Source organism: Burkholderia sp. AU16482 (assembly GCF_002223285.1).
Taxonomy (GTDB): domain Bacteria; phylum Pseudomonadota; class Gammaproteobacteria; order Burkholderiales; family Burkholderiaceae; genus Burkholderia; species Burkholderia semiarida.
In genome coordinates this window covers 195,080-217,827 of the sequence record NZ_NKEY01000003.1, presented here as the reverse complement: position 1 = coordinate 217,827, position 22,748 = coordinate 195,080, and the positions used below count along the sequence as shown (strand labels likewise).

18 protein-coding genes are annotated in these 22,748 nt (G+C 68.9%); 12 read left to right on the top strand and 6 right to left on the bottom strand.

Features of this window, described 5'->3' with window-relative positions:
* Window positions 1-202: 202 nt before the first annotated feature.
* The 6 genes from CFB35_RS03365 to CFB35_RS03335 all read left to right on the top strand — a co-directional run bounded on the left by CFB35_RS03365 (window position 203) and on the right by CFB35_RS03335 (window position 9,093).
* Window positions 203-4,402, top strand: a complete 4,200-nt coding sequence (locus tag CFB35_RS03365) for a YhdP family protein (protein WP_089464557.1) — start codon at window positions 203-205, stop codon at window positions 4,400-4,402.
* Window positions 4,403-4,462: 60 nt separating this feature from the next.
* The gene (locus tag CFB35_RS03360) at window positions 4,463-5,290 is read left to right on the top strand and encodes a carbon-nitrogen hydrolase family protein (RefSeq protein ID WP_089464556.1); all 828 of its coding nucleotides are present in this window, start codon (window positions 4,463-4,465) and stop codon (window positions 5,288-5,290) included.
* An 86-nt stretch (window positions 5,291-5,376) separates the two neighbouring features.
* A complete protein-coding gene (gene tldD / locus CFB35_RS03355) occupies window positions 5,377-6,843 on the top strand; it encodes a metalloprotease TldD (protein ID WP_059574293.1) in 1,467 nt (488 codons plus the stop codon).
* Window positions 6,844-7,238: 395 nt separating this feature from the next.
* Entirely contained in the window at window positions 7,239-8,312 is a 1,074-nt protein-coding gene (aroG, locus tag CFB35_RS03345; RefSeq protein ID WP_059574294.1) for a 3-deoxy-7-phosphoheptulonate synthase AroG, read from the top strand.
* 125 nt (window positions 8,313-8,437) lie between these two features.
* Window positions 8,438-8,707, top strand: a complete 270-nt coding sequence (locus CFB35_RS03340) for a type II toxin-antitoxin system Phd/YefM family antitoxin (RefSeq protein WP_089464555.1) — start codon at window positions 8,438-8,440, stop codon at window positions 8,705-8,707.
* Window positions 8,704-9,093: a type II toxin-antitoxin system VapC family toxin gene (locus CFB35_RS03335; protein WP_089464554.1), complete on the top strand. Its 390-nt coding sequence runs from the start codon at window positions 8,704-8,706 to the stop codon at window positions 9,091-9,093. The genes CFB35_RS03340 and CFB35_RS03335 overlap by 4 nt, the downstream gene beginning before the upstream one ends.
* Window positions 9,094-9,183: 90 nt before the next feature.
* Here CFB35_RS03335 and hmpA read toward each other — a convergent pair whose 3' ends face one another.
* Both hmpA and CFB35_RS03325 read right to left on the bottom strand, forming a co-directional pair.
* Window positions 9,184-10,392 (bottom strand): NO-inducible flavohemoprotein, encoded by a 1,209-nt coding sequence (hmpA, locus tag CFB35_RS03330; protein ID WP_059574297.1) that lies wholly within the window; start codon window positions 10,390-10,392, stop codon window positions 9,184-9,186.
* A 95-nt stretch (window positions 10,393-10,487) separates the two neighbouring features.
* Window positions 10,488-11,039: a cob(I)yrinic acid a,c-diamide adenosyltransferase gene (locus CFB35_RS03325; RefSeq protein ID WP_059574298.1), complete on the bottom strand. Its 552-nt coding sequence runs from the start codon at window positions 11,037-11,039 to the stop codon at window positions 10,488-10,490.
* 136 nt (window positions 11,040-11,175) lie between these two features.
* Here CFB35_RS03325 and CFB35_RS03320 point away from each other — a divergent pair, with 136 nt between their 5' ends.
* From CFB35_RS03320 to proC, 6 genes are all read left to right on the top strand, one after another.
* Window positions 11,176-12,585 carry an FAD-binding oxidoreductase gene (locus CFB35_RS03320; RefSeq protein WP_059574299.1) on the top strand — a complete coding sequence of 470 codons (1,410 nt, stop codon included), beginning with the start codon at window positions 11,176-11,178 and terminating at the stop codon, window positions 12,583-12,585.
* Between the two features lie 38 nt (window positions 12,586-12,623).
* Window positions 12,624-14,117 (top strand): FAD-linked oxidase C-terminal domain-containing protein, encoded by a 1,494-nt coding sequence (locus CFB35_RS03315; RefSeq protein WP_059574300.1) that lies wholly within the window; start codon window positions 12,624-12,626, stop codon window positions 14,115-14,117.
* Window positions 14,118-14,300: 183 nt separating this feature from the next.
* The gene (gene glcE / locus CFB35_RS03310; RefSeq protein WP_059574301.1) at window positions 14,301-15,389 is read left to right on the top strand and encodes a glycolate oxidase subunit GlcE; all 1,089 of its coding nucleotides are present in this window, start codon (window positions 14,301-14,303) and stop codon (window positions 15,387-15,389) included.
* A gap of 7 nt (window positions 15,390-15,396) precedes the next feature.
* Window positions 15,397-16,623 (top strand): glycolate oxidase subunit GlcF, encoded by a 1,227-nt coding sequence (gene glcF, locus CFB35_RS03305; protein WP_059574302.1) that lies wholly within the window; start codon window positions 15,397-15,399, stop codon window positions 16,621-16,623.
* Window positions 16,624-16,753: 130 nt separating this feature from the next.
* Window positions 16,754-17,452 carry a YggS family pyridoxal phosphate-dependent enzyme gene (locus tag CFB35_RS03300; RefSeq protein WP_059574303.1) on the top strand — a complete coding sequence of 233 codons (699 nt, stop codon included), beginning with the start codon at window positions 16,754-16,756 and terminating at the stop codon, window positions 17,450-17,452.
* Between the two features lie 53 nt (window positions 17,453-17,505).
* A complete protein-coding gene (gene proC, locus CFB35_RS03295) occupies window positions 17,506-18,318 on the top strand; it encodes a pyrroline-5-carboxylate reductase (protein ID WP_059574304.1) in 813 nt (270 codons plus the stop codon).
* 104 nt (window positions 18,319-18,422) lie between these two features.
* Here the strand turns inward: proC and ubiA are convergent, their stop codons facing one another.
* The 4 genes from ubiA to katG all read right to left on the bottom strand — a co-directional run bounded on the left by ubiA (window position 18,423) and on the right by katG (window position 22,570).
* Window positions 18,423-19,286: a 4-hydroxybenzoate octaprenyltransferase gene (ubiA, locus tag CFB35_RS03290; protein ID WP_059574305.1), complete on the bottom strand. Its 864-nt coding sequence runs from the start codon at window positions 19,284-19,286 to the stop codon at window positions 18,423-18,425.
* A gap of 207 nt (window positions 19,287-19,493) precedes the next feature.
* Window positions 19,494-19,982, bottom strand: coding sequence for a non-specific DNA-binding protein DpsA (gene dpsA / locus CFB35_RS03285; protein WP_059574306.1), 489 nt, complete (start codon window positions 19,980-19,982; stop codon window positions 19,494-19,496).
* Window positions 19,983-20,102: 120 nt separating this feature from the next.
* Window positions 20,103-20,273 carry a hypothetical protein gene (locus CFB35_RS34890; protein ID WP_179231712.1) on the bottom strand — a complete coding sequence of 57 codons (171 nt, stop codon included), beginning with the start codon at window positions 20,271-20,273 and terminating at the stop codon, window positions 20,103-20,105.
* Between the two features lie 110 nt (window positions 20,274-20,383).
* Window positions 20,384-22,570 (bottom strand): catalase/peroxidase HPI, encoded by a 2,187-nt coding sequence (gene katG / locus CFB35_RS03275; RefSeq protein ID WP_063888301.1) that lies wholly within the window; start codon window positions 22,568-22,570, stop codon window positions 20,384-20,386.
* Window positions 22,571-22,748 lie beyond the last annotated feature (178 nt).

Below are 22,748 nucleotides of genomic sequence, written 5' to 3'. Positions count from 1 at the left end.
GCAGCGGGCCGGCGCGTGCGCGCCCCGCTGCCGACCGGCCCGAATGGACTCGGCGCGGCCGCGCCGGACGCGCGTGCGCCCGTCGCGACGCCGCGCGCCGGAAAGCCCGTGCCGTACGGCCCCCAACGGCCGCCGACACGAACCCGTGTGATACATTTCAACGTCAGTCTGCAAAACTACCATATCGCCGCCCGTCCGCCGCATGTCCGACCGTCAGGAATCCGCCGTAGCTGCGCCCGAAGCGGGACCTCCGAAGCACGATCACCCGGTCCTGCGTCGCGTGTTCAGGGTGACGCTGGCAGTCGGGATCGGCACCTACTTCGTCGCGTCCGGCGCGTTCCTCGGGCTGCGCTACGTGCTGCTGCCGCGCATCGACGAATACCGCCCGCGCATCGAGCGCGCCGTGTCCGACAAGCTCCACGCGCAGCTTTCGATCGGCAAGCTTTCCCCGAACTGGTCCGGCATGCAGCCGGGCGTCGAGCTCACGAACCTGACGATCCGCGGCCGCGACGGCAAGGTCGCGCTGTCGGTGCCGCACGCGACGGCCGCGCTATCGTGGATGTCGCTGCTGCGGCTGTCGCCCGCGCTGTCGAGCCTGATCGTCGACCAGCCCGACCTCGTCGTCGCGCGCGCGGCCGACGGCTCGCTGAGCGTCGCGGGCGTCGGCGTGGCCACCACCCACGGCGGCAACGACACGTTCGGCACGTGGCTGCTGAAACAGGAGGCGATCGTGCTGCGCGGCGGCACGCTGCGCTGGCGCGACGCGCAGCACGATGCACCGGAGCTCGTGCTGTCGGGCATCCGGCTCGCGGTGCTCAACGACGGCCGCGTGCACAAGGCCGCGCTGCAGGCGCCCGCGAACGGCACGCTGCTGCTCGGCCCGCTCGATTTCCGCGCGCGCTTCAAGCACAAGCCGCTCGCGCCGATCGGCAAGCCGTCGAACTGGACCGGCGACGCGTACCTGTCGACCGGCCCGGTCGACCTGCAGACGCTCGCGCGCTACCTCGACATGCCGCTCACGATCCACGCGGGCCGGATCGACAACGCGATCTGGGCGACCTTCGGCGACGGCCACCTGCGCTCGGCGGGCGGCGATCTGCAAGGCGCCGACGTCGCGCTGCGCGTGCGCCCGACGCAGCCGCGGCTCGACGTGCCGACGGTCCGCTTCGGCTGGGACATGGCGCTCGATGCGGGCCAGGACTACACGCTGCACCTGACGCGCTTCAATGCGGAGCTCGGCCAGCCGCCGCTGCCGGACGGCACGCCGCTCGCGCGCTCGCTCGCGCTGTCGACGCTGACGGCACGCTACCGCGTGCCGACCGCGACCCAGGGACAACTGCTCAGCGTGGTCGGCGACCGCGTCGATCTCGGCATCCTCAGCGAATTCATCCGCGGGCTGCCGCTGCCGGCGCGCCTGCGCAACGAGCTGATCAAGATCGACCCGCGCGGGATGGTGTCGAACTATCACATCGAGGTCGAGCGCGCGAAACCCGCGCACGCCGATCTCGCCGACGAGGAGCGGCGCATGGGCGCCGCGCCGATCGTCCGCTACCGCTTCCTCGGCGATCTGCAAGGCATCAGCTTCGCCGCGCAGGAGCCGCCGCCCGGGCTCTCGCCGCGCGGTCACCCGCGCGCCGGCTGGCCGGGCGTCGAGAACCTGTGGGGCCGCGTCGATGCGAACGAGACCGGCGGCTCCGCGCATATCGACACGGTCAACGCGGCGGTCACCGTGCCCGGCGAATTCGACGAGCCGCGCCTGACGTTCGACCGGCTGCGCGGCAACGCCAAATGGACGATCACGCCCGCGCCCGGCGACAAGCACGCGCGCGTCGACGTGTCGCTGCCCGATCTGCTCGTGTCGAACCCCGATGCCGAAATCGCGGTGTCCGGCTCGTACACGAACCCCGGCCACGGCCGCGGCTCGCTCGACCTGCGCGCCGATTTCGCGCGCGCATCGGTCGCGCGCATTCCGCGCTACCTGCCGACCGGGATGTCCGAGCACCTGCGCAACTATCTCGGCCATGCGCTGCAGGACGGCAAGGTGACCAAGGGCGCGTCGATCGTCGCACGCGGCCCGCTCGAGAAATTCCCGTTCGAACACGAGCCGGACGCCGGCGTGTTCCACATCGTCGCACCGTTCACCGGCGGCCGCTTCGAGCCGACGCCGTACCCGCCGCGCAAGCTCGCGAACGGCACGCCGAGCGTCTGGCCGGCGCTCGACGGGATCGACGGCGTGTTCGAACTCGCGCAGAACAAGCTGCGGTTCGACATCGAGCGCGCGCGCTACAAGCGCGTCACGCTGACGAAGGTCGCGGGCCGCATCGACGATCTCGGCAATCCGTCGCACTCGCCGCTGATCATCGACGGCCATGCGCAGGGCCCGCTAGCCGACCTGATCGACTACGCGGACAACAGCTCGCTCGGCACGATGAGCGGCCACATCGGCCAGCGGATCGATGCGCAGGGCCCCGCGTCGCTCGCGCTCAAGATCACGATTCCGCAGCACGTCCCCCATCCGCACACGCACGTCGAAGGCGCGCTCGCGTTCGGCGGCAACACGCTGTCGACGAGCGGCGTGCCGCCGCTGTCGGCCCTGCGCGGCAGCGTCCGCTTCACCGAGGCCGGCGCGTCGCTGCACGGCCTGTCGGGGCGCTTCCTCGGCGGCCCGGTGCGCGCGAACGGCACATTCCGGTCGCATGGCCCGTACGCGGTGGACGTCGACGGCCGGCTCGCGCTCGACGCCGCGCGCGGCCTGAACCTGCACGGCGCGGCCGCCGCGCTGCTCGAACACGTGGTCGGCGACGCACCGTACCAGGTCGCCGTGCGCGGCGCGCCGGGCCGCCTGCCCGACGTCAGCGCGCAATCCGACCTGACGGGCGTCGCGCTGAACTTCCCGGCGCCGTTCGCGAAACCGGCCGGCACGCCGATGCCGTTCCGCTTCACGCTCCAGCCGGCGCCGCAGGCGGACGGCAAACGCCTCGAACACGCCGACCTGACGCTCGGCCCGGTGTCCGCGACCTACCTGCTCGACGCGACGCGCGGCCAGCCGCTGCGCGCGGTGCGCGGCGCGATGGGCATCCACCGGATGCCCGACATGCCGCAGGACGGCGTGAGCGCGGCCGTCGACGTCGCCGAGCTGGACGCCGACGCGTGGCTCGCGCTCGCCCACACGCTGCGGCCCGACACGCCGCGCGCGCCCGCGCCGCCGGCCGCGCCGCGCGTCGATTTCGCGAGCTTCGCGCCGAAGCGCTTCGCGTTCCATTTCGGCACGCTGAAGCTGCTCAAGCGCAACTGGGAGAACGTGATCGTCGGCGCGTCGCACGTCGACGATCTCTGGCAGGCGAACATCGCGTCGAACCAGGTATCGGGCTACCTGTCGTGGGCGCCGGGCGGCGGCCACAACGGCGCGGGCGTGCTCAACGCGCGGCTCGCGAAGCTCGTCGTGCCGCAGAGTGCGCAGCACGATCTCGTCGGCCGCGCGATGAACCTGCCGACGCCGACCGACCGCCCGATGCCGTCGATCGACCTGATCGTCGACCAGGTCGTCGCGCGCGATCACGACATCGGCCGGCTCGTCGTGAACGCGCGCAACATCGACGAAGACGGCACGCCCGTGTGGCAGCTCGACAAGCTCGAACTGTCGAACCCGGCAGCGAAGCTCACGGCCACCGGCAACTGGCGCACGTCGCGCCGCGCGCTGGCCCGCGGCGCCGACGAAAACGACGCGCCGCGCCGCACCGTGTTCGACTTCAAGCTCGACATCGACAACGCGGGCGCGCTGCTCGACCGCGTCGGCCTGCCGCGCACGCTCGCGGACGGTCACGGCTCGGTCACGGGCAAGGTCGGCTGGCGCGGCGGCCCGACCGCGCTGGACTTCCCGTCGCTCGGCGGCCAGGTCGCGGTCGACCTCGAACACGGGAAGATCCTGAAGGTCGACCCGGGCGCGGCGAAACTGCTCGGCGTGCTGAGCCTGCAGAGCCTCGCGCGCTTCCTGACGCTGAACTTCCGCGACGTGGTCGGCAAGGGGCTGCCGTTCGACAAGATCACCGGCACCGGCCGGATTTCGAACGGGATCGCGCGCACCGACGACTTCTCGATGATGACGGGCCCGGCGAACGTCACCGTGCGCGGCGCCGTCGACCTCGGCACCGAAACGCAGGACCTGCATGCGCACGTCGCGCCGAAGATCAGCGCGGGCGCGGCCGCGATCGGGGCAGCCATCATCAACCCGCTGCTCGGCGTCGGCGTGCTGGCCGCGAACTACGCGCTGTCCGAAACGCTGTCGCACGCGTTCGCGCTCGACTACGCGATCACCGGCTCGTGGGCGCACCCGCACATCGAGCGGGTGCGGAGCGATCAGGGTAAGATGAATCACGGTCCGGCCGATGCATCGAGCCATTGAGCGCATATCGCGCCGCAGGGTGCCGGGCCGCACCCCATTTATGACGCAAGCGATTCCGCGATGACCGACCACGCCCGTTCCGCCACGCCCTTCCAGGTCGCCGCGCTGCAGATGGTGAGCGCGCCGGACGTCACCCGCAATCTCGCCGAAGCGCGGCGCCTGATCGCGGAGGCCGCCGGCGAAGGCGCGCAGCTCGTGCTGCTGCCCGAGTATTTCTGCTTCATGGGCCACCGCGACACCGACAAGCTCGCGCTCGCCGAACCGTACCGGGACGGCCCGATCCAGCAATTCCTCGCCGACGCCGCGCGCGACCACGGCATCTGGGTGATCGGCGGCACGCTGCCGCTGAAGGCGCCGCAGCCCGACCGCGTGCTGAACACGACGCTCGTGTTCGATCCGTCCGGCAACGAGGCCGCGCGCTACGACAAGATCCACCTGTTCAACTTCGAGAAAGGCGACGAATCGTTCGACGAGGCGCGCACGATCCGCGCGGGCGACACGGTCGTCGCGTTCGACGCGCCGTTCGGGCGGGTCGGCCTGTCGGTCTGTTACGATCTGCGCTTTCCGGAGCTGTATCGCCGCATGGGCGACTGCGCGCTGATGGTCGTGCCGTCGGCGTTTACGTATACGACGGGCCGTGCGCACTGGGAAATGCTGCTGCGCGCGCGGGCCGTCGAGAATCAATGCTACGTGCTCGCGGCCGCGCAGGGCGGCAAGCACGAGAACGGCCGGCGCACGTGGGGCCACAGCATGCTGATCGACCCGTGGGGCGAGATCGTCGCGGTGCGCGACGAGGGTGCGAGCGTCGTGCTCGGCACGCTCGATCCGCAACGCATCGCCGACGTACGCCAGAGCCTGCCCGCGTGGCGGCATCGCGTGCTGACCTGAATCCGCCGCACCGCTTGAAACGCCGCGCGGCCCACCCATCTGCCCGGCAGCACCCGACAACTTTTTTGAGAACTCCCGATATCCGCATGAACATCATCGAACCCGGCATCCGCAACCTCGCGCTGGCGAAGGACATCCTGCTCACGCCGTACGGCCTCGACGAAAGCCTGCTCACGCGCACGATCGCCGACATCTTCACGCATCGCGTCGATTACGCGGACCTGTATTTCCAGGCGACCCGCAGCGAGGCATGGAGCCTCGAGGAAGGCATCGTCAAATCGGGCAGCTTCAGCATCGACCAGGGCGTCGGCGTACGCGCGGTCGCGGGCGACCGCACCGCGTTCGCGTACTCGGACGATCTGTCGCCCGAAGCGATCGCGCAAGCCGCCGCCGCCACCAAGGCGATCGCGGCGGCCGGCGGCGGCCGGCAGAAGATCAAGGCCGCCACGTCGCTGACGGGCATCTCGGGCCGCGACCTGTACCTGCCGTCCGACCCGCTCGCGTCGCTCGACGCGACGGCCAAGGTCAAGCTGCTCGAACGCATCGAACAGATGGCGCGCGGGCGCGACCCGCGCGTCACGCAGGTGATGGCCGGCCTCGCCGGCGAATACGACGTCGTGCTCGTCGCGCGCAGCGACGGCGCGCTCGCGGCCGACATCCGCCCGCTCGTGCGCGTGTCGGTCACCGTGATCGCCGAGCAGAACGGCCGCCGCGAGATCGGCTCGGGCGGCGGCGGCGGCCGCTTCGACTACGGCTACTTCACCGACGAAGTCCTGTCGCGCTACGTCGACGACGCCGTGCACGCGGCGCTCGTCAACCTCGACGCCCGCCCCGCGCCGGCCGGCGCGATGACGGTCGTGCTCGGCCCGGGCTGGCCGGGCGTGCTGCTGCACGAGGCGATCGGCCATGGCCTCGAGGGCGACTTCAACCGCAAGGGCTCGTCCGCGTTCGCGGGACGGATCGGCGAACAGGTGGCCGCGAAGGGCGTGACCGTCGTCGACGACGGCACGCTGCCGAACCGCCGCGGCTCGCTGAACATCGACGACGAAGGCAATCCGACGCAGTGCACGACGCTGATCGAGGACGGCATCCTGAAGGGCTACATCCAGGACACGCTGAACGCGCGCCTGATGAAGATGCCGGTCACGGGCAACGCGCGGCGCGAGTCGTACGCGGCGCTGCCGATGCCGCGCATGACGAACACGTACATGCTCAACGGCGACAAGGATCCGCAGGAAATCATCGCGTCGGTGAAGAACGGCCTGTACGCGGTGAACTTCGGCGGCGGCCAGGTCGACATCACGAACGGCAAGTTCGTGTTCTCGGCGTCCGAGGCGTACATGATCGAGAACGGCAAGGTCACCTACCCGGTGAAGGGCGCGACGCTGATCGGCAGCGGCCCGGAATCGCTGAAGTACGTGAGCATGATCGGCAACGACATGTCGCTCGACACGGGCGTCGGCGTATGCGGCAAGGAAGGCCAGAGCGTGCCGGTCGGCGTCGGCCAGCCGACCCTGCGGATCGACAAGATGACGGTCGGCGGTACGGCATAACCGCATCGCGGCGCAGACAATCCGCGCATTTCGATGAAAACGCGCGGATTGTCCGCATTTTCGAGTACCCCCGGTTGCCAGCCGCGCGCTGACCGGGTATAAATTCCGAATCAACTTTTTTGACGAGCCGAATTTCCGTCATGTCCGCCAAGTTTTACTTTTACTTTTTTTGGTATCTCAGACCGCTGGCGGATCGAGAGGGTTGATGGCGCGTGAAGCGCAACCGAAATTCCCGAAAAAACCGCCGGCGAACCCGGCGGTTTTTTTTCGCCCTTCGCCAGCCGGTCGCCGCCGCAGCGGCCCGCAGCCCCGACCGGCACCACTGAATTGCCTGAATTGATGAATCTGCCGCACGCGCACTGACCGAACGGCGCCCGGAACCAAGGAGAAACAGCATGCCCCCGCACAACACCGACGACGTCCGCATTCGCGAACTCAAGGAACTGACGCCGCCCGCCCACCTGATCCGCGAATTCGCGTGCTCCGAAGCCGCGTCCGAGCTGATCTACCACGCGCGCCAGTCGATGCACCGCATCCTGCACGGGATGGACGACCGGCTGATCGTCGTGATCGGGCCGTGCTCGATCCATGACACGAAGGCGGCGATCGAATACGCGGGCCGGCTCGTCAAGGAGCGCGAGCGCTTCAAGGGCGAACTGGAAATCGTGATGCGCGTGTACTTCGAGAAGCCGCGCACGACGGTCGGCTGGAAGGGGCTCATCAACGATCCGCATCTGGACAACAGCTTCAAGATCAACGAAGGGCTGCGTACCGCGCGCGAGCTGCTGCTGCAGATCAACGAAATGGGGCTGCCGGCCGCGACCGAATACCTCGACATGATCAGCCCGCAGTACATCGCCGACCTGATCTCGTGGGGCGCGATCGGCGCGCGCACGACCGAGTCGCAGGTGCACCGCGAGCTCGCATCGGGGCTGTCGTGCCCGGTCGGCTTCAAGAACGGCACCGACGGCAACGTGAAGATCGCGGTCGACGCGATCAAGGCCGCGTCGCAGCCGCACCATTTCCTGTCGGTGACGAAGGGCGGCCATTCGGCGATCGTGTCGACGGCCGGCAACGAGGACTGCCACGTGATCCTGCGCGGCGGCAAGGCGCCGAACTACGACGCGGACAGCGTGAACGCCGCGTGCGCGGACATCGGCAAGGCCGGCCTCGCCGCGCGCCTGATGATCGACGCGAGCCACGCGAACAGCTCGAAGAAGCACGAGAATCAGATTCCCGTGTGCGCCGACATCGGCCGCCAGATCGCGGCCGGCGACGAGCGCATCGTCGGCGTGATGATCGAGTCGCACCTCGTCGAGGGGCGCCAGGACCTGAAGGAAGGCTGCGCGCTGACCTACGGCCAGAGCATCACCGACGCGTGCATCGCGTGGGACGACAGCGTGAAGGTGCTCGAAGGCCTCGCGGAATCGGTGAAGGCGCGGCGCGTCGCGCGCGGCAGCGGGAACTGAAGAAACGCCGCCAGGCTGACCGTATGGCCCCCGCCTGGCGGCGAATTGGCCATACGGCCGGCCTGCGGCCGACGTGTTGCTCTGCTAGACTAGCTAACATCATCTAGCTAACCAGAGGATCGATCATGTCGACCGTCAACATGCACGATGCCAAGTCGCGGCTTTCCAGCCTCGTGGAAGCGCTTGAATCGGGGCGCGAAGCCGAAGTCGTGATCGCGCGCAATGGTCGTCCGGTCGCCCGGCTCGTTCCGTACACCGCGCCGAAGCGGATCGGCGCAGCCCGTCAGTTGCTTGCCGGACTGAGCATTCCGACAAGCGTCGAGGCATTCAATGCCGGCGATGAATCGATCGCCGCCGACTTCGATGCCAGCTCGGACCAAGGGCTTGCACCGTGAAGCTGCTGCTCGATACGCACATCGCGCTCTGGGCGGCTGAAGGCGCACCGCAACTTTCGGCAACCGCGGCCGCATTGATCGAACATCCCCAAAACACGCTGTACGTCAGCGCCGCGTCGATTTGGGAAATCGCGATCAAGTACCGCAAAGGCAATCTGCCCGTCCATCCGAGAGATGCGCGTTCGGCATTTCGGCTGGCAGGTTTTGCGGAGTTGCCGATCAGCAGCGACCACGCCGAGGCAGCCGCCGCGTTGCCGGATTTCCCGGACCATGCCGATCCGTTCGACCGCGTGATGGTCGCGCAGGCGCTCCATGAAGGCATGCCGCTCGTCAGTGCCGATCCGAAGGTGTGGCGCTACCACGCAACGCTGATGTTGCGCGCCTGAAGTCGCCTCACGGCGCCGCAAGTAAAAAGCCCGGCTCGCGCCGGGCTTCGTCATTGCATCGTTGCGTTGGCCGAAACCGGCCGCCGGACCTCACTCGAGCGCGCCCGAACCGAAGATTTCCGTGTTCACGCGTTCCGGCGCGACGCCGAGGGCGACCAGCGCGTCGCGTTGCGCCTTCATGAACGCGATCGGGCCGCAGATGTAGTAATCGGCATCCGGCACCAGCGCGTACTGCTTCACACGCTCCTGCGTGAGGCGGCCTTCGAGGTCGTGATCGACACCCGCGCGATCGTTCGGGCCGACCAGCTCGTACAGCACCGTGCGCTTGACGTTCGCATGCTCGCGCACCGCGTCGTTCAACCAGTCGCGGAATGCGTGCACCGCGCCCGAACGGCATGCGTGGATGAAGCGCACGTCGCGCTTGCTGCCTTCAGCGATCAGCGTCGACGCCATCGACATCATCGGCGTGATGCCGACGCCGCCGGAGATCAGCACGACCGGCGTATCGGCCTCGCGCTTCAGCGAGAAGTCCCCCATCGGCGCGGTCGCCTCGACGATCGCGCCCTCTTCCACGCCGTCGTGCATCAGCGTCGACACCTTGCCGGCCGGGATCGCTTCCGGCTTGCCGGCCTCGCGCTTCACCGAGATGCGCAGCCACTTGCCGTGCGGCGCGTCGGACAAGCTGTACTGGCGCGGCTGGTCGACGCCGAGATCGCCGACGAAGCGCTTCACCGTGATGTACTGGCCCGGCTCGAACGTCGGCGCTTCGCCGCCGTCGGCGGGCGTCAGGTAGAACGACGTGATCTCGTCGCTTTCACGCACCTTGCGCGCGACCTTGAACGGGCGGAAGCCGCTCCACGCGGCATTCGCGTACAGGTCGGCCTCGGCGCCGATCAGGATCTGCGCGAGCTGGCCGTATGCGACGCGCCACGCTTCGAGCGTGCCGGCATCGACCGCGTCGCCGAGCACTTCGACGATCGCCGCGAGCAGGTTCTCGCCGACGATCGGGTAATGCTCGGGACGGATGTTCAGGCTCGCATGCTTGTGCGAGATGCGCGACACCGCGCCGCCCAGCGCGCCCAGATTGTCGATGTTCGCCGCATACGCGTAGACGGCCTTCGCGAGCGTCTCGGGCTGGCTGCCGGTCTTCTGGTGCGTCTGGTTGAACAGGTTCTTCAGTTCCGGATGACGCGCGAACATGCGCTGGTAGAAGTGCTTCGTGATCGTCGCGCCGTGCTCGGCGAGGACGGGGGCGGTGGCCTTCACACGGGCCATCTGGTCGGCGGTGAGGTGGGTCATGTTCGTTCTCCGTTAAACATGCACATACGATACTTGTTTAAAAACGAACACCCCTCGGGCAAATTGTCGCAGCGCGCAACAAGCGTGACGGTTGGCTAGCGGACGCGCCCGCGCTCCCACAGCACGTCGGCGCCACCGTCGACGCGGTTCAGCACGCGCGCCAGCACGAACAGCAGGTCGGACAGCCGGTTCACGTACCGCCGCGGCGCATCATTGAGCGTGTCGCCGCGCCCGAGGGCGACGATCGAGCGCTCCGCGCGGCGGCACACGGTTCGGCAGACGTGCGCGAGCGACGCCGCGCGCGAGCCGGCCGGCAGGATGAATTCCTTCAGCGGCGGCAGCGTCGCGTTGTAGTCGGCGAGCCACTGGTCGAGGCGCGCGAGATGCGTATCGTCGAGCACTGCGTGGCCGGGGATGCACAGCTCGCCACCGAGATCGAACAGGTCGTGCTGGATCGTGACGAGGGCGGTGCGCACGTCGTCCGGCAGCGCCTCGGCCAGCAGCACGCCGAGATTTGAGTTCAGTTCGTCGACGTCGCCGATCGCGGCGATCCGCGCGTCGTCCTTGCCGATGCGCCGTCCGTCGCCGAGGCCGGTGGTGCCGTCGTCGCCCGTGCGCGTCGCGATCTTGCTCAAGCGGTTGCCCATGCGAATGTCCTCTCGTGCGCGGCCGCCACGCGGCCCGGTTGGCTGGAACGCGATTATCGCAGCCCGCGGCGCGAGGCGCAGCGGACGTTACGGCGTAGAATGAGCCGACAGTACGACAAGCAGTCAGGAGACATTCGTGAATCACCCTGCCCCGCCGGCCGCCACGCGCCGCCCGCTGCCCCCCGCCATGCTCGATGCGCTGCGCGCCGCCTTCGGCGAGCGCGTGTCGACCGCCGACGCGGTCCGCGCCCATCACGGCCGCGACGAATCCCCGTTCGACCCGCAACTGCCCGACGCCGTCGTGTTCGCGCGCAGCACCGACGACGTGCGCGAAGTCGTGTCGCTGTGCTCGCTCTACGGCGTGCCGCTGATCCCGTACGGCGCCGGCTCGTCGCTCGAAGGCCACCTGCTCGCGGTACGCGGCGGCGTGTCGCTCGACCTGTCGGAAATGAACCGTGTGCTGTCGATCAACGCCGAAGACCTGACCGTGACGGTCGAGCCGGGCATCACGCGCAAGGCGCTCAACGACGCGCTGCGCGACACCGGCCTGTTCTTCCCGATCGATCCGGGCGCCGACGCCAGCATCGGCGGGATGACCGCGACCCGCGCCTCCGGCACCAACGCCGTGCGCTACGGCACGATGCGCGAGAACGTGCTCGGCCTCACCGCGGTGCTCGCGGACGGCCGCGTGGTGAAAACCGGCTCGCGCGCGCGCAAGTCGTCGGCCGGCTACGACCTCACGCGTCTGTTCGTCGGGTCCGAAGGCACGCTCGGCGTGATCACCGAGATCACGCTGCGCCTGCACCCGCTGCCCGAGGCCGTGTCGGCCGCGATCTGCACGTTCCCGACCATGGGTGACGCGGTGCGCACAGTGATCGAGACGATCCAGATCGGCGTGCCGATCGCGCGCGTCGAATTCGTCGATGCACTCGCGGTGCGCTCGATCAACCGTCACTCGAACCTGACGCTCGCCGAAGCGCCGACGCTGTTCTTCGAATTCCACGGCACCGAGGCCGGCGTGAAGGAACAGGCCGAACTCGTGCAGGCGCTCGCCGGCCAGAACGCCGGCCAGGGCTTCGAATGGGCGACGCGCCCCGAGGATCGCACGCGGCTCTGGTCCGCGCGCCACAACGCGTATTTCGCGATGCTTCAGCTGAAGCCCGGCTGCCGCGCGGTGACGACCGACGTATGCGTGCCGATCTCGCAGCTCGCCGCGTGCGTCGAGGAAACCGAGGTCGACCTGCGTGCGTCGTCGCTGCCCTGCCCGATCGTCGGCCACGTCGGCGACGGCAATTTCCACGTCGCGATCCTGATCGATCCCGACAAGCCCGAGGAGCTCGCCGAAGCCGAACACATCAACGACCGGATCGTCGAGCGTGCGCTGCGCCTGGGCGGCACCTGCACCGGCGAGCACGGCGTCGGGCTGCACAAGATGCGCTTCCTGCCGAAGGAGCACGGCGACAACGCGATCGACACGATGCGCGCGATCAAGCTCGCGCTCGATCCGCGCAATCTGATGAATCCGGGCAAGATTTTCACGTGCTGACACGGCGGCGCGACGTCGCGCCCCACGCAGGAGACCCCATGAACGCTCCCGTCGAACTGTCGAGCGCCGCCCGCGCGCAGCGCCAGCGCGAAATCGTGCAGGCGCTGATGGCCGTGCTGCCGACCCACTGCCTGCTGTACCGCGACGAGGATACGGCGCCGTACGAATGCGACGGCCTGTCCGCCTACCGCCGGCTGCCGCTCGCGGTCGCGCTGCCGGAGACGGAGTCGCAGGTGCAGCGGATCGTGCAGATCTGCCGCCGCATGGAAGTGCCGATCGTGCCGCGCGGCGCCGGCACGAGCCTGTCGGGCGGCGCGCTGCCGATCGCGCTCGGCGTCGTGCTGTCGCTCGCGCGCTTCACGCGTATCGTCGAAGTCGACCCGTACGCGCGCACGGCGATCGTGCAGCCGGGCGTGCGCAATCTCGCGATCTCGGAAGCGGCCGCGCCGTACGGCCTGTATTACGCGCCCGATCCGTCGTCGCAGATCGCCTGCACGATCGGCGGCAATGTCGCGGAAAATTCCGGCGGCGTCCATTGCCTGAAATACGGGCTGACCGTGCACAACGTGATGCGCGTGCGCGCGGTGACGATCGACGGCGAGATCGTCGAATTCGGTTCGCTCGCGCTCGACATGCCGGGCCTCGACCTGCTCGCGGTGATGATCGGCAGCGAAGGGATGTTCGCGATCGTCACCGAGGTGACGGTGCGGCTGATCCCGAAGCCGCAGACCGCGCAGCTCGTGATGGCGAGCTTCGACGACGTGGTGAAAGGCGGCGAGGCAGTGGCTGCGATCATCGCGTCGGGCATCATCCCGGCCGGGCTCGAGATGATGGACAAGCCGGCCACGCAGGCCGTCGAGGCGTTCACGCACGCGGGCTACGACCTCGACGCGAAGGCGATCCTGCTGTGCGAATCGGACGGCACGCCGGAAGAAGTCGCCGAGGAAATCGTGCGGATGACGGCCGTGCTGCGCGAGCACGGCGCGACGCGCATCCAGGTGTCGCGCAACGAACACGAGCGGCTGCGCTTCTGGTCCGGCCGCAAGAACGCGTTCCCGGCCGCCGGCCGCATTTCCCCCGATTACTACTGCATGGACGGCACCGTGCCGCGCCGCGCGATCGGCCCGCTGCTCGCGCGCATCGAGCAGCTCGAGACGCGCTACGGGCTGCGCTGCATCAACGTGTTCCATGCCGGCGACGGCAACATGCATCCGCTGATCCTGTACAACGCGAACGATCCGGACGAACTGCACCGCGCCGAGCAGTTCGGCGCGGAAATCCTCGAATGCTGCGTGGAATTCGGCGGCAGCGTGACGGGCGAGCACGGTGTCGGCATCGAAAAACTCAATTCGATGTGCGTGCAGTTCTCGCCGCAGGAGCGCGACGCGTTCTTCGCGGTCAAGCGCGCGTTCGATCCGGCCGGGCTGCTGAACCCGGACAAGGGCATCCCCACCCGCGCGCGCTGCGCCGAATATGGCCGCCAGCACGTGCGCGGCGGGCTGCTGCCACACCCCGACCTGCCGCGCTTCTGAGCGGCGTGCGGGCCGCGGCGCGCATCGGCGGCCGCGGTACGGGGCTCTGCCGTACCCGCTCGGCGCGTTCGCGCGCCGGCGCCGGCGTGCCGCAACCGCGATGGGGCTTAGGGATAGTCGCGATGTGCAATCGCGCCACCCCGGTACAATCGACCGGACAACGAGACGAGAAAGCAACGGAACATGGAAGAGGACGACATCGTCGCCGGATGGGCCGAGCGCATCCGCGCCGCCAGTGCCGACGGCCGGCCGCTGCGGATTCGCGGCGGCGGCACCAAGGACTGGTACGGCCAGGCGCTCGAGGGCGAAATACTCGACACGCGTGCGTTTCAGGGCATCGTGTCGTACGACCCGGCCGAACTCGTCGTCACGGTCCGCGCCGGCACGCCGCTCGCGCAGCTTGAAACCGTCCTCGCCGAGTGCGGCCAGATGCTGCCGTTCGAGCCGCCGCATTTCGGCCGCGCGGCCACCGTCGGCGGCTGCGTCGCGGCCGGGCTCGCGGGCCCGCGCCGCGCCACCTGCGGCGCCCCGCGCGATTTCGTGCTCGGCGTCACGCTGATGAACGGCCGCGGCGACATGCTGCGCTTCGGCGGGCAGGTCGTGAAGAACGTCGCCGGCTACGACGTGTCGCGGCTGATGGCCGGCGCGCTCGGCACGCTCGGGCTGATGCTCGACCTGTCGATCAAGGTGCTGCCGATGCCCGTCGCCGAAGTCACGCTGAAGTTCGAGATGACCGCGACCGACGCGGTGCGCAAGCTCAACGAATGGGGCGGCCATCCGCTGCCCGTGAGCGCGAGCGCGTGGCGCAACGGCACGCTCGTGCTGCGCCTGTCGGGCGCGGAAGCCGCGGTGAAATCCGCGAAAACGCTGCTCGGCGGCGAGGTCGTCGACGCGGTCGAGGCCGAGCGCTTCTGGTCCGGCGTGCGTGAGCACACCGATCCGTTCTTCAACGGCATCCCGCCCGGCTATGCGCTGTGGCGCCTGTCGCTGCCGTCGATCACCGAACCGATGCACCTGCCCGGCACCCAGTTGATGGAATGGGGCGGCGCGCAGCGCTGGTGGATCACCGACGCCGACGCGCAAACCGTGCGCATGAGCGCGAAGCAGGCCGGCGGCCATGCGACGCTGTTCCGCGCGGGCGACACCTACGACCGCAGCGCGGGCGTGTTCACGCCGCTGCCCGCGCCGATGATGAAGATCCACCGCGGGCTGAAGAGCGCGTTCGATCCCGCGCGCATCTTCAATCGCGGCCGGCTTTACCCTGAACTCTGAGGGCTGGATGCAAACGAACCTCGCCGATTTCATCCGCAACACGCCCGACGGCGACGAGGCCGACGCGATCCTGCGCAAGTGCGTGCACTGCGGGTTCTGCACCGCGACCTGCCCGACCTATCAACTGCTCGGTGACGAACTCGACGGCCCGCGCGGCCGCATCTACCTGATCAAGCAGATGGTCGAGGGCGCGGCCGTCACGCGCAGCACGCAACAGCATCTCGACCGCTGCCTCACGTGCCGCAGTTGCGAGACGACCTGCCCGTCCGGCGTTCAGTACGGCCGGCTCGTCGAGATCGGGCGCAAGCACGTCGAGGCGCAGGTGCAGCGCCCCGCGCAGCAGCGACTGATGCGCCGCGTGCTCGCGAGCGTCGTGCCGAACGCGGCGCTGTTCTCGCCGGTGATGCGGCTCGGCCAGCACGTGCGGCCGCTGCTGCCGAAGCGGCTGCGCGACAAGGTGCCGCCGCGCACGCGGCTGCTCGAATGGCCGCACCGCACGCATACGCGCAAGATGCTGATGCTCGGCGGCTGCGTGCAGCCGTCGATGCTGCCGAACATCAACATCGCGACCGCACGCGTGCTCGACGCGCTCGGCATCGAGACGGTCGTCGCGCCCGACGCGGGCTGCTGCGGCGCGATTCGCCTGCACCTGAACTATCACGACGAGGCGCTCGACGATGCGCGCCGCAACATCGACGCGTGGTGGCCGCACGTCGAACAGGGCGTCGAGGCGATCGTGATGAACGCGTCGGGCTGCGGCGCGACGGTGCTCGAATACGCGCACCTGCTGCGCGACGATCCGGCCTACGCGGAGAAGGCCCGGCGCATCGTGTCGCTGACCCGCGACATCTCCGACGTGCTGCTCGCGTTCGAGGCCGAGCTCGCGACGATCGCGCGGCGCCGCGCGATCCATACGGTCGCCTATCACCCACCGTGCACGCTGCAACACGGCCAGCAGTCGCGCGGCAAGGTCGAGCGCCTGCTGGAGACGCTAGGCATCGACGTGCGGCTGCCGGCCGACAGCTACCTGTGCTGCGGCTCGGCCGGCACCTACTCGCTGACGCAGCCGACGCTGTCGTACCGGTTGCGCAAGCAGAAGCTGCTGAAGCTGCAAGCGCTCGAGCCGCAGATGATCGTGTCCGGGAACATCGGCTGCATCGCGCATCTGCAAAGCGGCACGCAGGTGCCGGTCGCCCACTGGGTCCAGCTCGTCGAGCATCTGCTGTACGGTTAGGGCCTGTTCACGCGCGCGACGTGCCGGCGCGCGCCGTCCGTATAATGAGCGGATCGATGCGCGGCGCGTCGCCGCGCATCGGCTTCATACCCGCTTCCGTGCTGCCTCCGTGCCCGCTTTCGTGCCCGTCATGTCCGATCTCGCCGCCCGTCTCGACTCCGTTCACCGCCGCATCGCCGACGCCGCCCGCGCGGCCGGCCGCGACCCCGCCACCGTCTCGCTGCTCGCCGTGTCGAAGACGTTTCCGGCCGACGACGTGCGCGCCGCGCATGCGGCCGGGCAACGCGCGTTCGGCGAAAACTACGTGCAGGAGTCGATCGACAAGATCGACGCGCTCGCCGACCTGCGCGCGAGCCTCGAATGGCATTTCATCGGGCCGCTGCAATCGAACAAGACGCGCCCCGTCGCCGAGCGCTTCGACTGGGTCCATTCGGTCGACCGGCTGAAGATCGCCCAGCGCCTGTCGGAACAGCGCCCCGCCCACCTGCCGCCGCTCAACGTGTGCGTGCAGGTGAACATCAGCGGCGAGGCGTCGAAAAGCGGCGTCGCGCCGGCCGACGTGGCGGAGGTCGCGCGGGCGGTCGCCGCGCTGCCGTCGCTGCGGCTGCGCGGGCTGATGGCGATTCCCGAACCGGCCGGCGACACCGACGCGCAACGCGCGCCGCATCGCGCGCTGCGTGCGCTGTTCGACGCGTTGCGCGCCGACGGCCTGCCGCTCGACACGCTGTCGATGGGCATGTCCGCCGATCTCGAGGCGGCCGTGCTCGAAGGCGCGACGATCGTGCGCGTCGGCACCGCGATCTTCGGCGCGCGCGATTACGCGCACTGAACGCCGCGCCCTTTTCCGCCTTTCCGTTCATTCACTCGCTCATTCCCGACATCATGAAAATCGCATTCATCGGCGGCGGCAACATGGCCGCGGCCCTGATCGGCGGCCTGATCAAGCGCGGCGTCGCCGCGGACGGCCTGTATGCCATCGACGTCAACGAAGAAGTCCGGGCACGCGCGGCGCAGCAATTCGGCGTGCGCACCGGCGCGGCGATCGACGCGGCGCTCGCCGATTACGACGCGATCGTGCTCGCGGTGAAGCCGCAGGTGCTGCACGACGTCGCACAGGCGCTCGCGCCGCACCTGAAATCGCAACTCGTGATCAGCATCGCGGCCGGCATCCGCGGCACGGATCTCGCCCGCTGGCTCGGCGGCTACGCGCGCGTCGTGCGCACGATGCCGAACACGCCCGCGCTGGTCGGCATGGGCGTCACGGGCCTGGCCGCGCTGCCGGGCGTCGACGCCGCGGGCCGCGAACTCGCGTCGAGCGTGCTCGGCGCGGTCGGCGAGATCGTATGGTTCGACGACGAATCGCAGCTCGACGCGGTCACCGCGATTTCGGGCAGCGGCCCCGCGTACGTGTTCTATTTCATCGAAGCGCTGCAGGAAGCCGCGCGCCGCCTCGGCATGAACGACGAGCAGGGCCGTGCGCTCGCGGTCGCGACGTTCACCGGCGCCGCGCAACTCGCCGCGCAGTCGGGCGAACCGGCGAGCGTGCTGCGCGAACGCGTGACGTCGAAAGGCGGCACGACGGCCGCCGCGCTCGCGGCGTTCGACGCGCAGGGCGTGAAGGAAGCGATCGTGCGCGGCGCGCTCGCGGCCGAAGCGCGCGCGAAGGAAATGGGCGACGAGCTCGGCCGCGCGTAAGCGCGACGGCGGCGCCGGTTTTGCCGGCGCTGGACGTAAAAAAAGCGGCCCGACGGTCGCTTTTTTACGTCCAGCGTTGCGTGCAAAGACACGCGCAGCGCCGTTCAATGACCGGCCAGCAGGTACTGCACGGCAATGCCCGCGAACAACACGCCGCCGAGCCAGTTGTTGTGGCGGAACGCCGCGAAGCACGGCATCCGTTCGCGATCCTTGATCAGCGTGTAGTGATACAGCGCGCAGCCGACCGCCGCCGCCCAACCCACCCAGTACGCAAGGCCGAAGCCGAGCGTCGCGCCGATCCACACGTAGATGCCGAGCGTCACCGCGTAACACAGCATGACTGCCGCGACGTCGAAGCGGCCGAACGTCAGCGCCGACGTGCGGATGCCGATCTTGATGTCGTCGTCGCGGTCGACCATCGCATATTCGGTGTCGTACGCGACCGACCAGAAGATGTTCGCGACCAGCATCACCCACGCAAGCACCGGCACCGTGTCCTGCACGGCCGCGAACGCCATCGGGATGCCGAAGCCGAACGCGATGCCCAGATACGCCTGCGGAATCGCGAAGAAGCGTTTCATGAACGGATAGGAACCGGCGACGAACAGCGCGACGACCGACAGTTCCTTCGTCAGCGTATTGAGCGGCAGGATCAGCAGGAACGCGATGAACGACAGCCCGACCGCGATCGCGACGGCTTCCCACGCCCGGATCTTGCCCGACGTCAGCGGCCGGTCGGCCGTGCGCTTCACGTGGCGGTCGAAATCGCGGTCGGCGTAGTCGTTCATCGCGCAGCCGGCCGAGCGCATCAGCAGCGTGCCGAGCACGAAGATTACGAGCAGCGGCCAGCGCGGGTGGCCGTCCGATGCGATCCACAGCGCGTTGAGCGTCGGCCACAGCAGCAGCAGGCTGCCGATCGGCTTGTCCATCCGGACGAGCCGCAGATACAGGGGAAAGCGGGCAAGCATGGTGAAGCACCGGGAAGGGAATCCCGGCATTTTAGAGCCGAGCGGGGCTCCGCGTCATGTCGGCGCGACCCGCGGCCAGCGGCCGAGGCGGGCCGGCTGGCCGCCGAGGCCCGCCGCGCGTGGCCACACGGTCGCACGCATCGATCAGGGGACAGATTCGAGACCGGCCGGCATCGGGCCGGCCTGAAGTCCGCGGCAGCGCGAAGCTTACGCGAGCAGCGACCGCAGCATCCATGCGGTCTTTTCATGCGTCTGCAGACGCTGGGTCAGCAGGTCGGCGGTCGGCTCGTCGCTCGCCGCGTCGGCGATCGGGAAGATCTCGCGCGCGGTGCGCACGACCGCCTCGTGCCCTTCGACGAGCTGGCGGATCATGTCCTCGGCGGCCGGCACGCCCTTCGCTTCGGGCACCGACGACAGTTTCGCGAAATCGGCGAACGTGCCGGGCGCGACGACGCCCAGCGTGCGAATGCGCTCGGCAACGGAATCGACCGCGAGCCACAGTTCGTTGTACTGCTCCTCGAACATCAGGTGCAGCGTGTTGAACATCGGTCCGGTCACGTTCCAGTGGAAATTGTGGGTCTTCAGGTACAGCGTAAACGTATCGGCAAGCAGGCGCGACAGGCCGTCCGCGATGTTCTTGCGGTCCTTGTCGCTGATACCGATGTTGATTTGCGTGGCGTTGCCTTTCTTGGCCATCTTCGAGACTCCTCATTCGAAATGTTGAACCGGCGAAAATGCGTCGAGCAAGCCGCATGCCGCGTCGCGCGGCATCCGTTCGCGACTCGCCAGTTTAACGTCGCGAAGGCGTCGCCGCACTCAACCGCCGGCGATCGACATGAACGGCCCGAGCACGTGCAGCGCCTGCGAGACCAGTTCCGCCGCCCCGCCGACGACGATCGCGAAGCCAACGGTGTAACGCGCCAGCTCGATCGGCGATCGCAGAATGGGCGACGCCGCGGCGCGCACGTTGAGCATCATCTGGGTCATGATCGTCACTCCTTCGACAAGACATCGTTCAGAGAAGAAACGGCCGGTCGTTCGACCGGCCGCTTCACGTTACTGCGTGACTGCATCACCGCATCAGGATGCGGCCGGGTTCACGCGAGATCGAAGCGGTCGAGGTTCATCACCTTGTTCCAGGCGGCGACGAAGTCGCGCACGAACTTCTCCTTCGCATCCGCGCTGCCGTACACCTCGGCCAGCGCGCGCAACTGCGAGTGCGAGCCGAAGATCAGGTCGACGCGCGTGCCCGTCCACTTGACCGCGCCCGTCGCACGATCGCGCCCCTCGAACACGTCGTTCGCGCCCGACACCGGCTTCCACTCCGTACCCATGTCGAGCAGGTTCGCGAAGAAATCGTTCGTCAGCGTGCCCGGACGATCGGTGAACACGCCGTGCTTCGAGTCGCCGACGTTCGCGCCAAGCACGCGCAAGCCGCCGACCAGCACCGTCATCTCCGGCGCCGTCAACGTCAGCAGCTGCGCCTTGTCGACCAGCAGCGCCTCGGCCGGCGTCTTGTACGCGTGCTTCAGGTAGTTGCGGAACCCGTCCGCCACCGGCTCGAGCACGGCCATCGCGTCGACGTCGGTTTCTTCCTGCGACGCATCCATCCGGCCCGGCGCGAACGGCACCGTGATCGCGACACCCGCGTTCTTCGCCGCCTGCTCGACGCCGGCCGCGCCGGCCAGCACGATCAGGTCGGCCAGCGACACCTTCTTGCCGTCCGTCTGCGCATCGTTGAACGCCTTCTGCACGCCTTCGAGCGTTTCGAGCACCGCCGCGAGCGCTGCCGGCTGGTTCACTTCCCAGTCCTTCTGCGGCGCGAGACGAATGCGCGCGCCGTTCGCGCCGCCGCGCTTGTCCGAGCCGCGGAACGTCGCCGCCGACGCCCATGCGGTCGACACGAGCTGCGACACCGACAGGCCGGTGGCCAGCACCTTCGCCTTCAGCGCGGCGACGTCGGCGGCGTCGATCAGCGGGTGATCGACGGCCGGGATCGGGTCCTGCCACAGCAGGTGTTCCGCCGGCACGTCCGGGCCGAGATAGCGCGAGCGCGGGCCCATGTCGCGGTGCGTGAGCTTGAACCATGCGCGTGCGAACGCGTCGGCGAACTCGGCCGGGTTCTCGTAGAAGCGGCGCGAGATCTTTTCGTAGGCCGGGTCGAAACGCAGCGACAGGTCGGTCGTCAGCATCGTCGGGCGATGCTTCTTCGACGCGTCGTACGCATCGGGAATCACTTCGCCGGCATCCTTCGCGACCCACTGGTGCGCGCCGGCCGGGCTCTTCGTGAGCTCCCACTCGTAGCTGAACAGGTGCTTGAAGAAATCGTTGCTCCACTGCGTCGGCGTCGACGTCCACGTGACTTCGAGGCCGCTCGTGATCGTGTCCTTGCCCTTGCCCGTGCCGAACGTGCTCTTCCAGCCGAGCCCCTGCTGCTCGATGCCCGCGGCTTCCGGCTCGGGGCCGACGTTCGAGGCCGGGCCGGCGCCGTGCGTCTTGCCGAACGTGTGGCCGCCCGCGATCAGCGCGACCGTTTCCTCGTCGTTCATCGCCATGCGCGCGAACGTCTCGCGGATGTCGTGCGCGGCGGCGACCGGGTCGGGGTTGCCGTCCGGGCCTTCCGGGTTCACGTAGATGAGGCCCATCTGCACCGCGGCGAGCGGGCTTTCGAGCTCGCGCTTGCCGGTGTAGCGGCTGTTCGGGCCGCCGCTCAGTTCCAGCCAGATCTTTTCCGAGCCCCAGTAGACGTCGTCCGGCTCCCACGTGTCGACGCGGCCGCCGGCATAGCCGAAGGTCTTGAAGCCCATCGATTCGAGCGCGACGTTGCCGGTCAGGATCAGCAGGTCGGCCCACGAGATGTTGCGGCCGTACTTCTGCTTGATCGGCCACAGCAGGCGGCGGGCCTTGTCGAGGCTGACGTTGTCCGGCCAGCTATTGAGCGGCGCGAAGCGCTGCTGCCCGCCGCCGGCGCCGCCGCGGCCGTCGGCCGTGCGGTAGGTGCCGGCGCTGTGCCACGCCATGCGCACGAACAGGCCGCCGTAGTGGCCGAAGTCGGCCGGCCACCAGTCCTGCGAGGTCGTCATCAGCGCGTGCAGGTCCTGCTTCACCGCGGCGAGATCCAGCTTCTTGAACGCTTCTGCGTAGTCGAAATCCGGGTCCATCGGATCGGACAGCGCCGAATGCCGATGCAGCACGTTCAGGTTCAGCTGATTCGGCCACCAGTCCTTGTTCGTCGTGCCGCTGCCTGCGGTGTGGTTGAACGGGCACTTCGATTCGTTCGACATGCTTTTTCTCCTTTACTTGCTCGTAGGCCCCCACGTGCCGGGCGCGGTTCGTGGAGCATTGCGGGGGGTAAGAAACAGAACGGGCGGATTCTCCTGTCGCGCTACCGGACGTCGTGCGCGGCCTTCCGCACGCGTTCCCGCTGTCGCGCGCCGCAGGCGGGGCGCTCGGGGAAGCGGC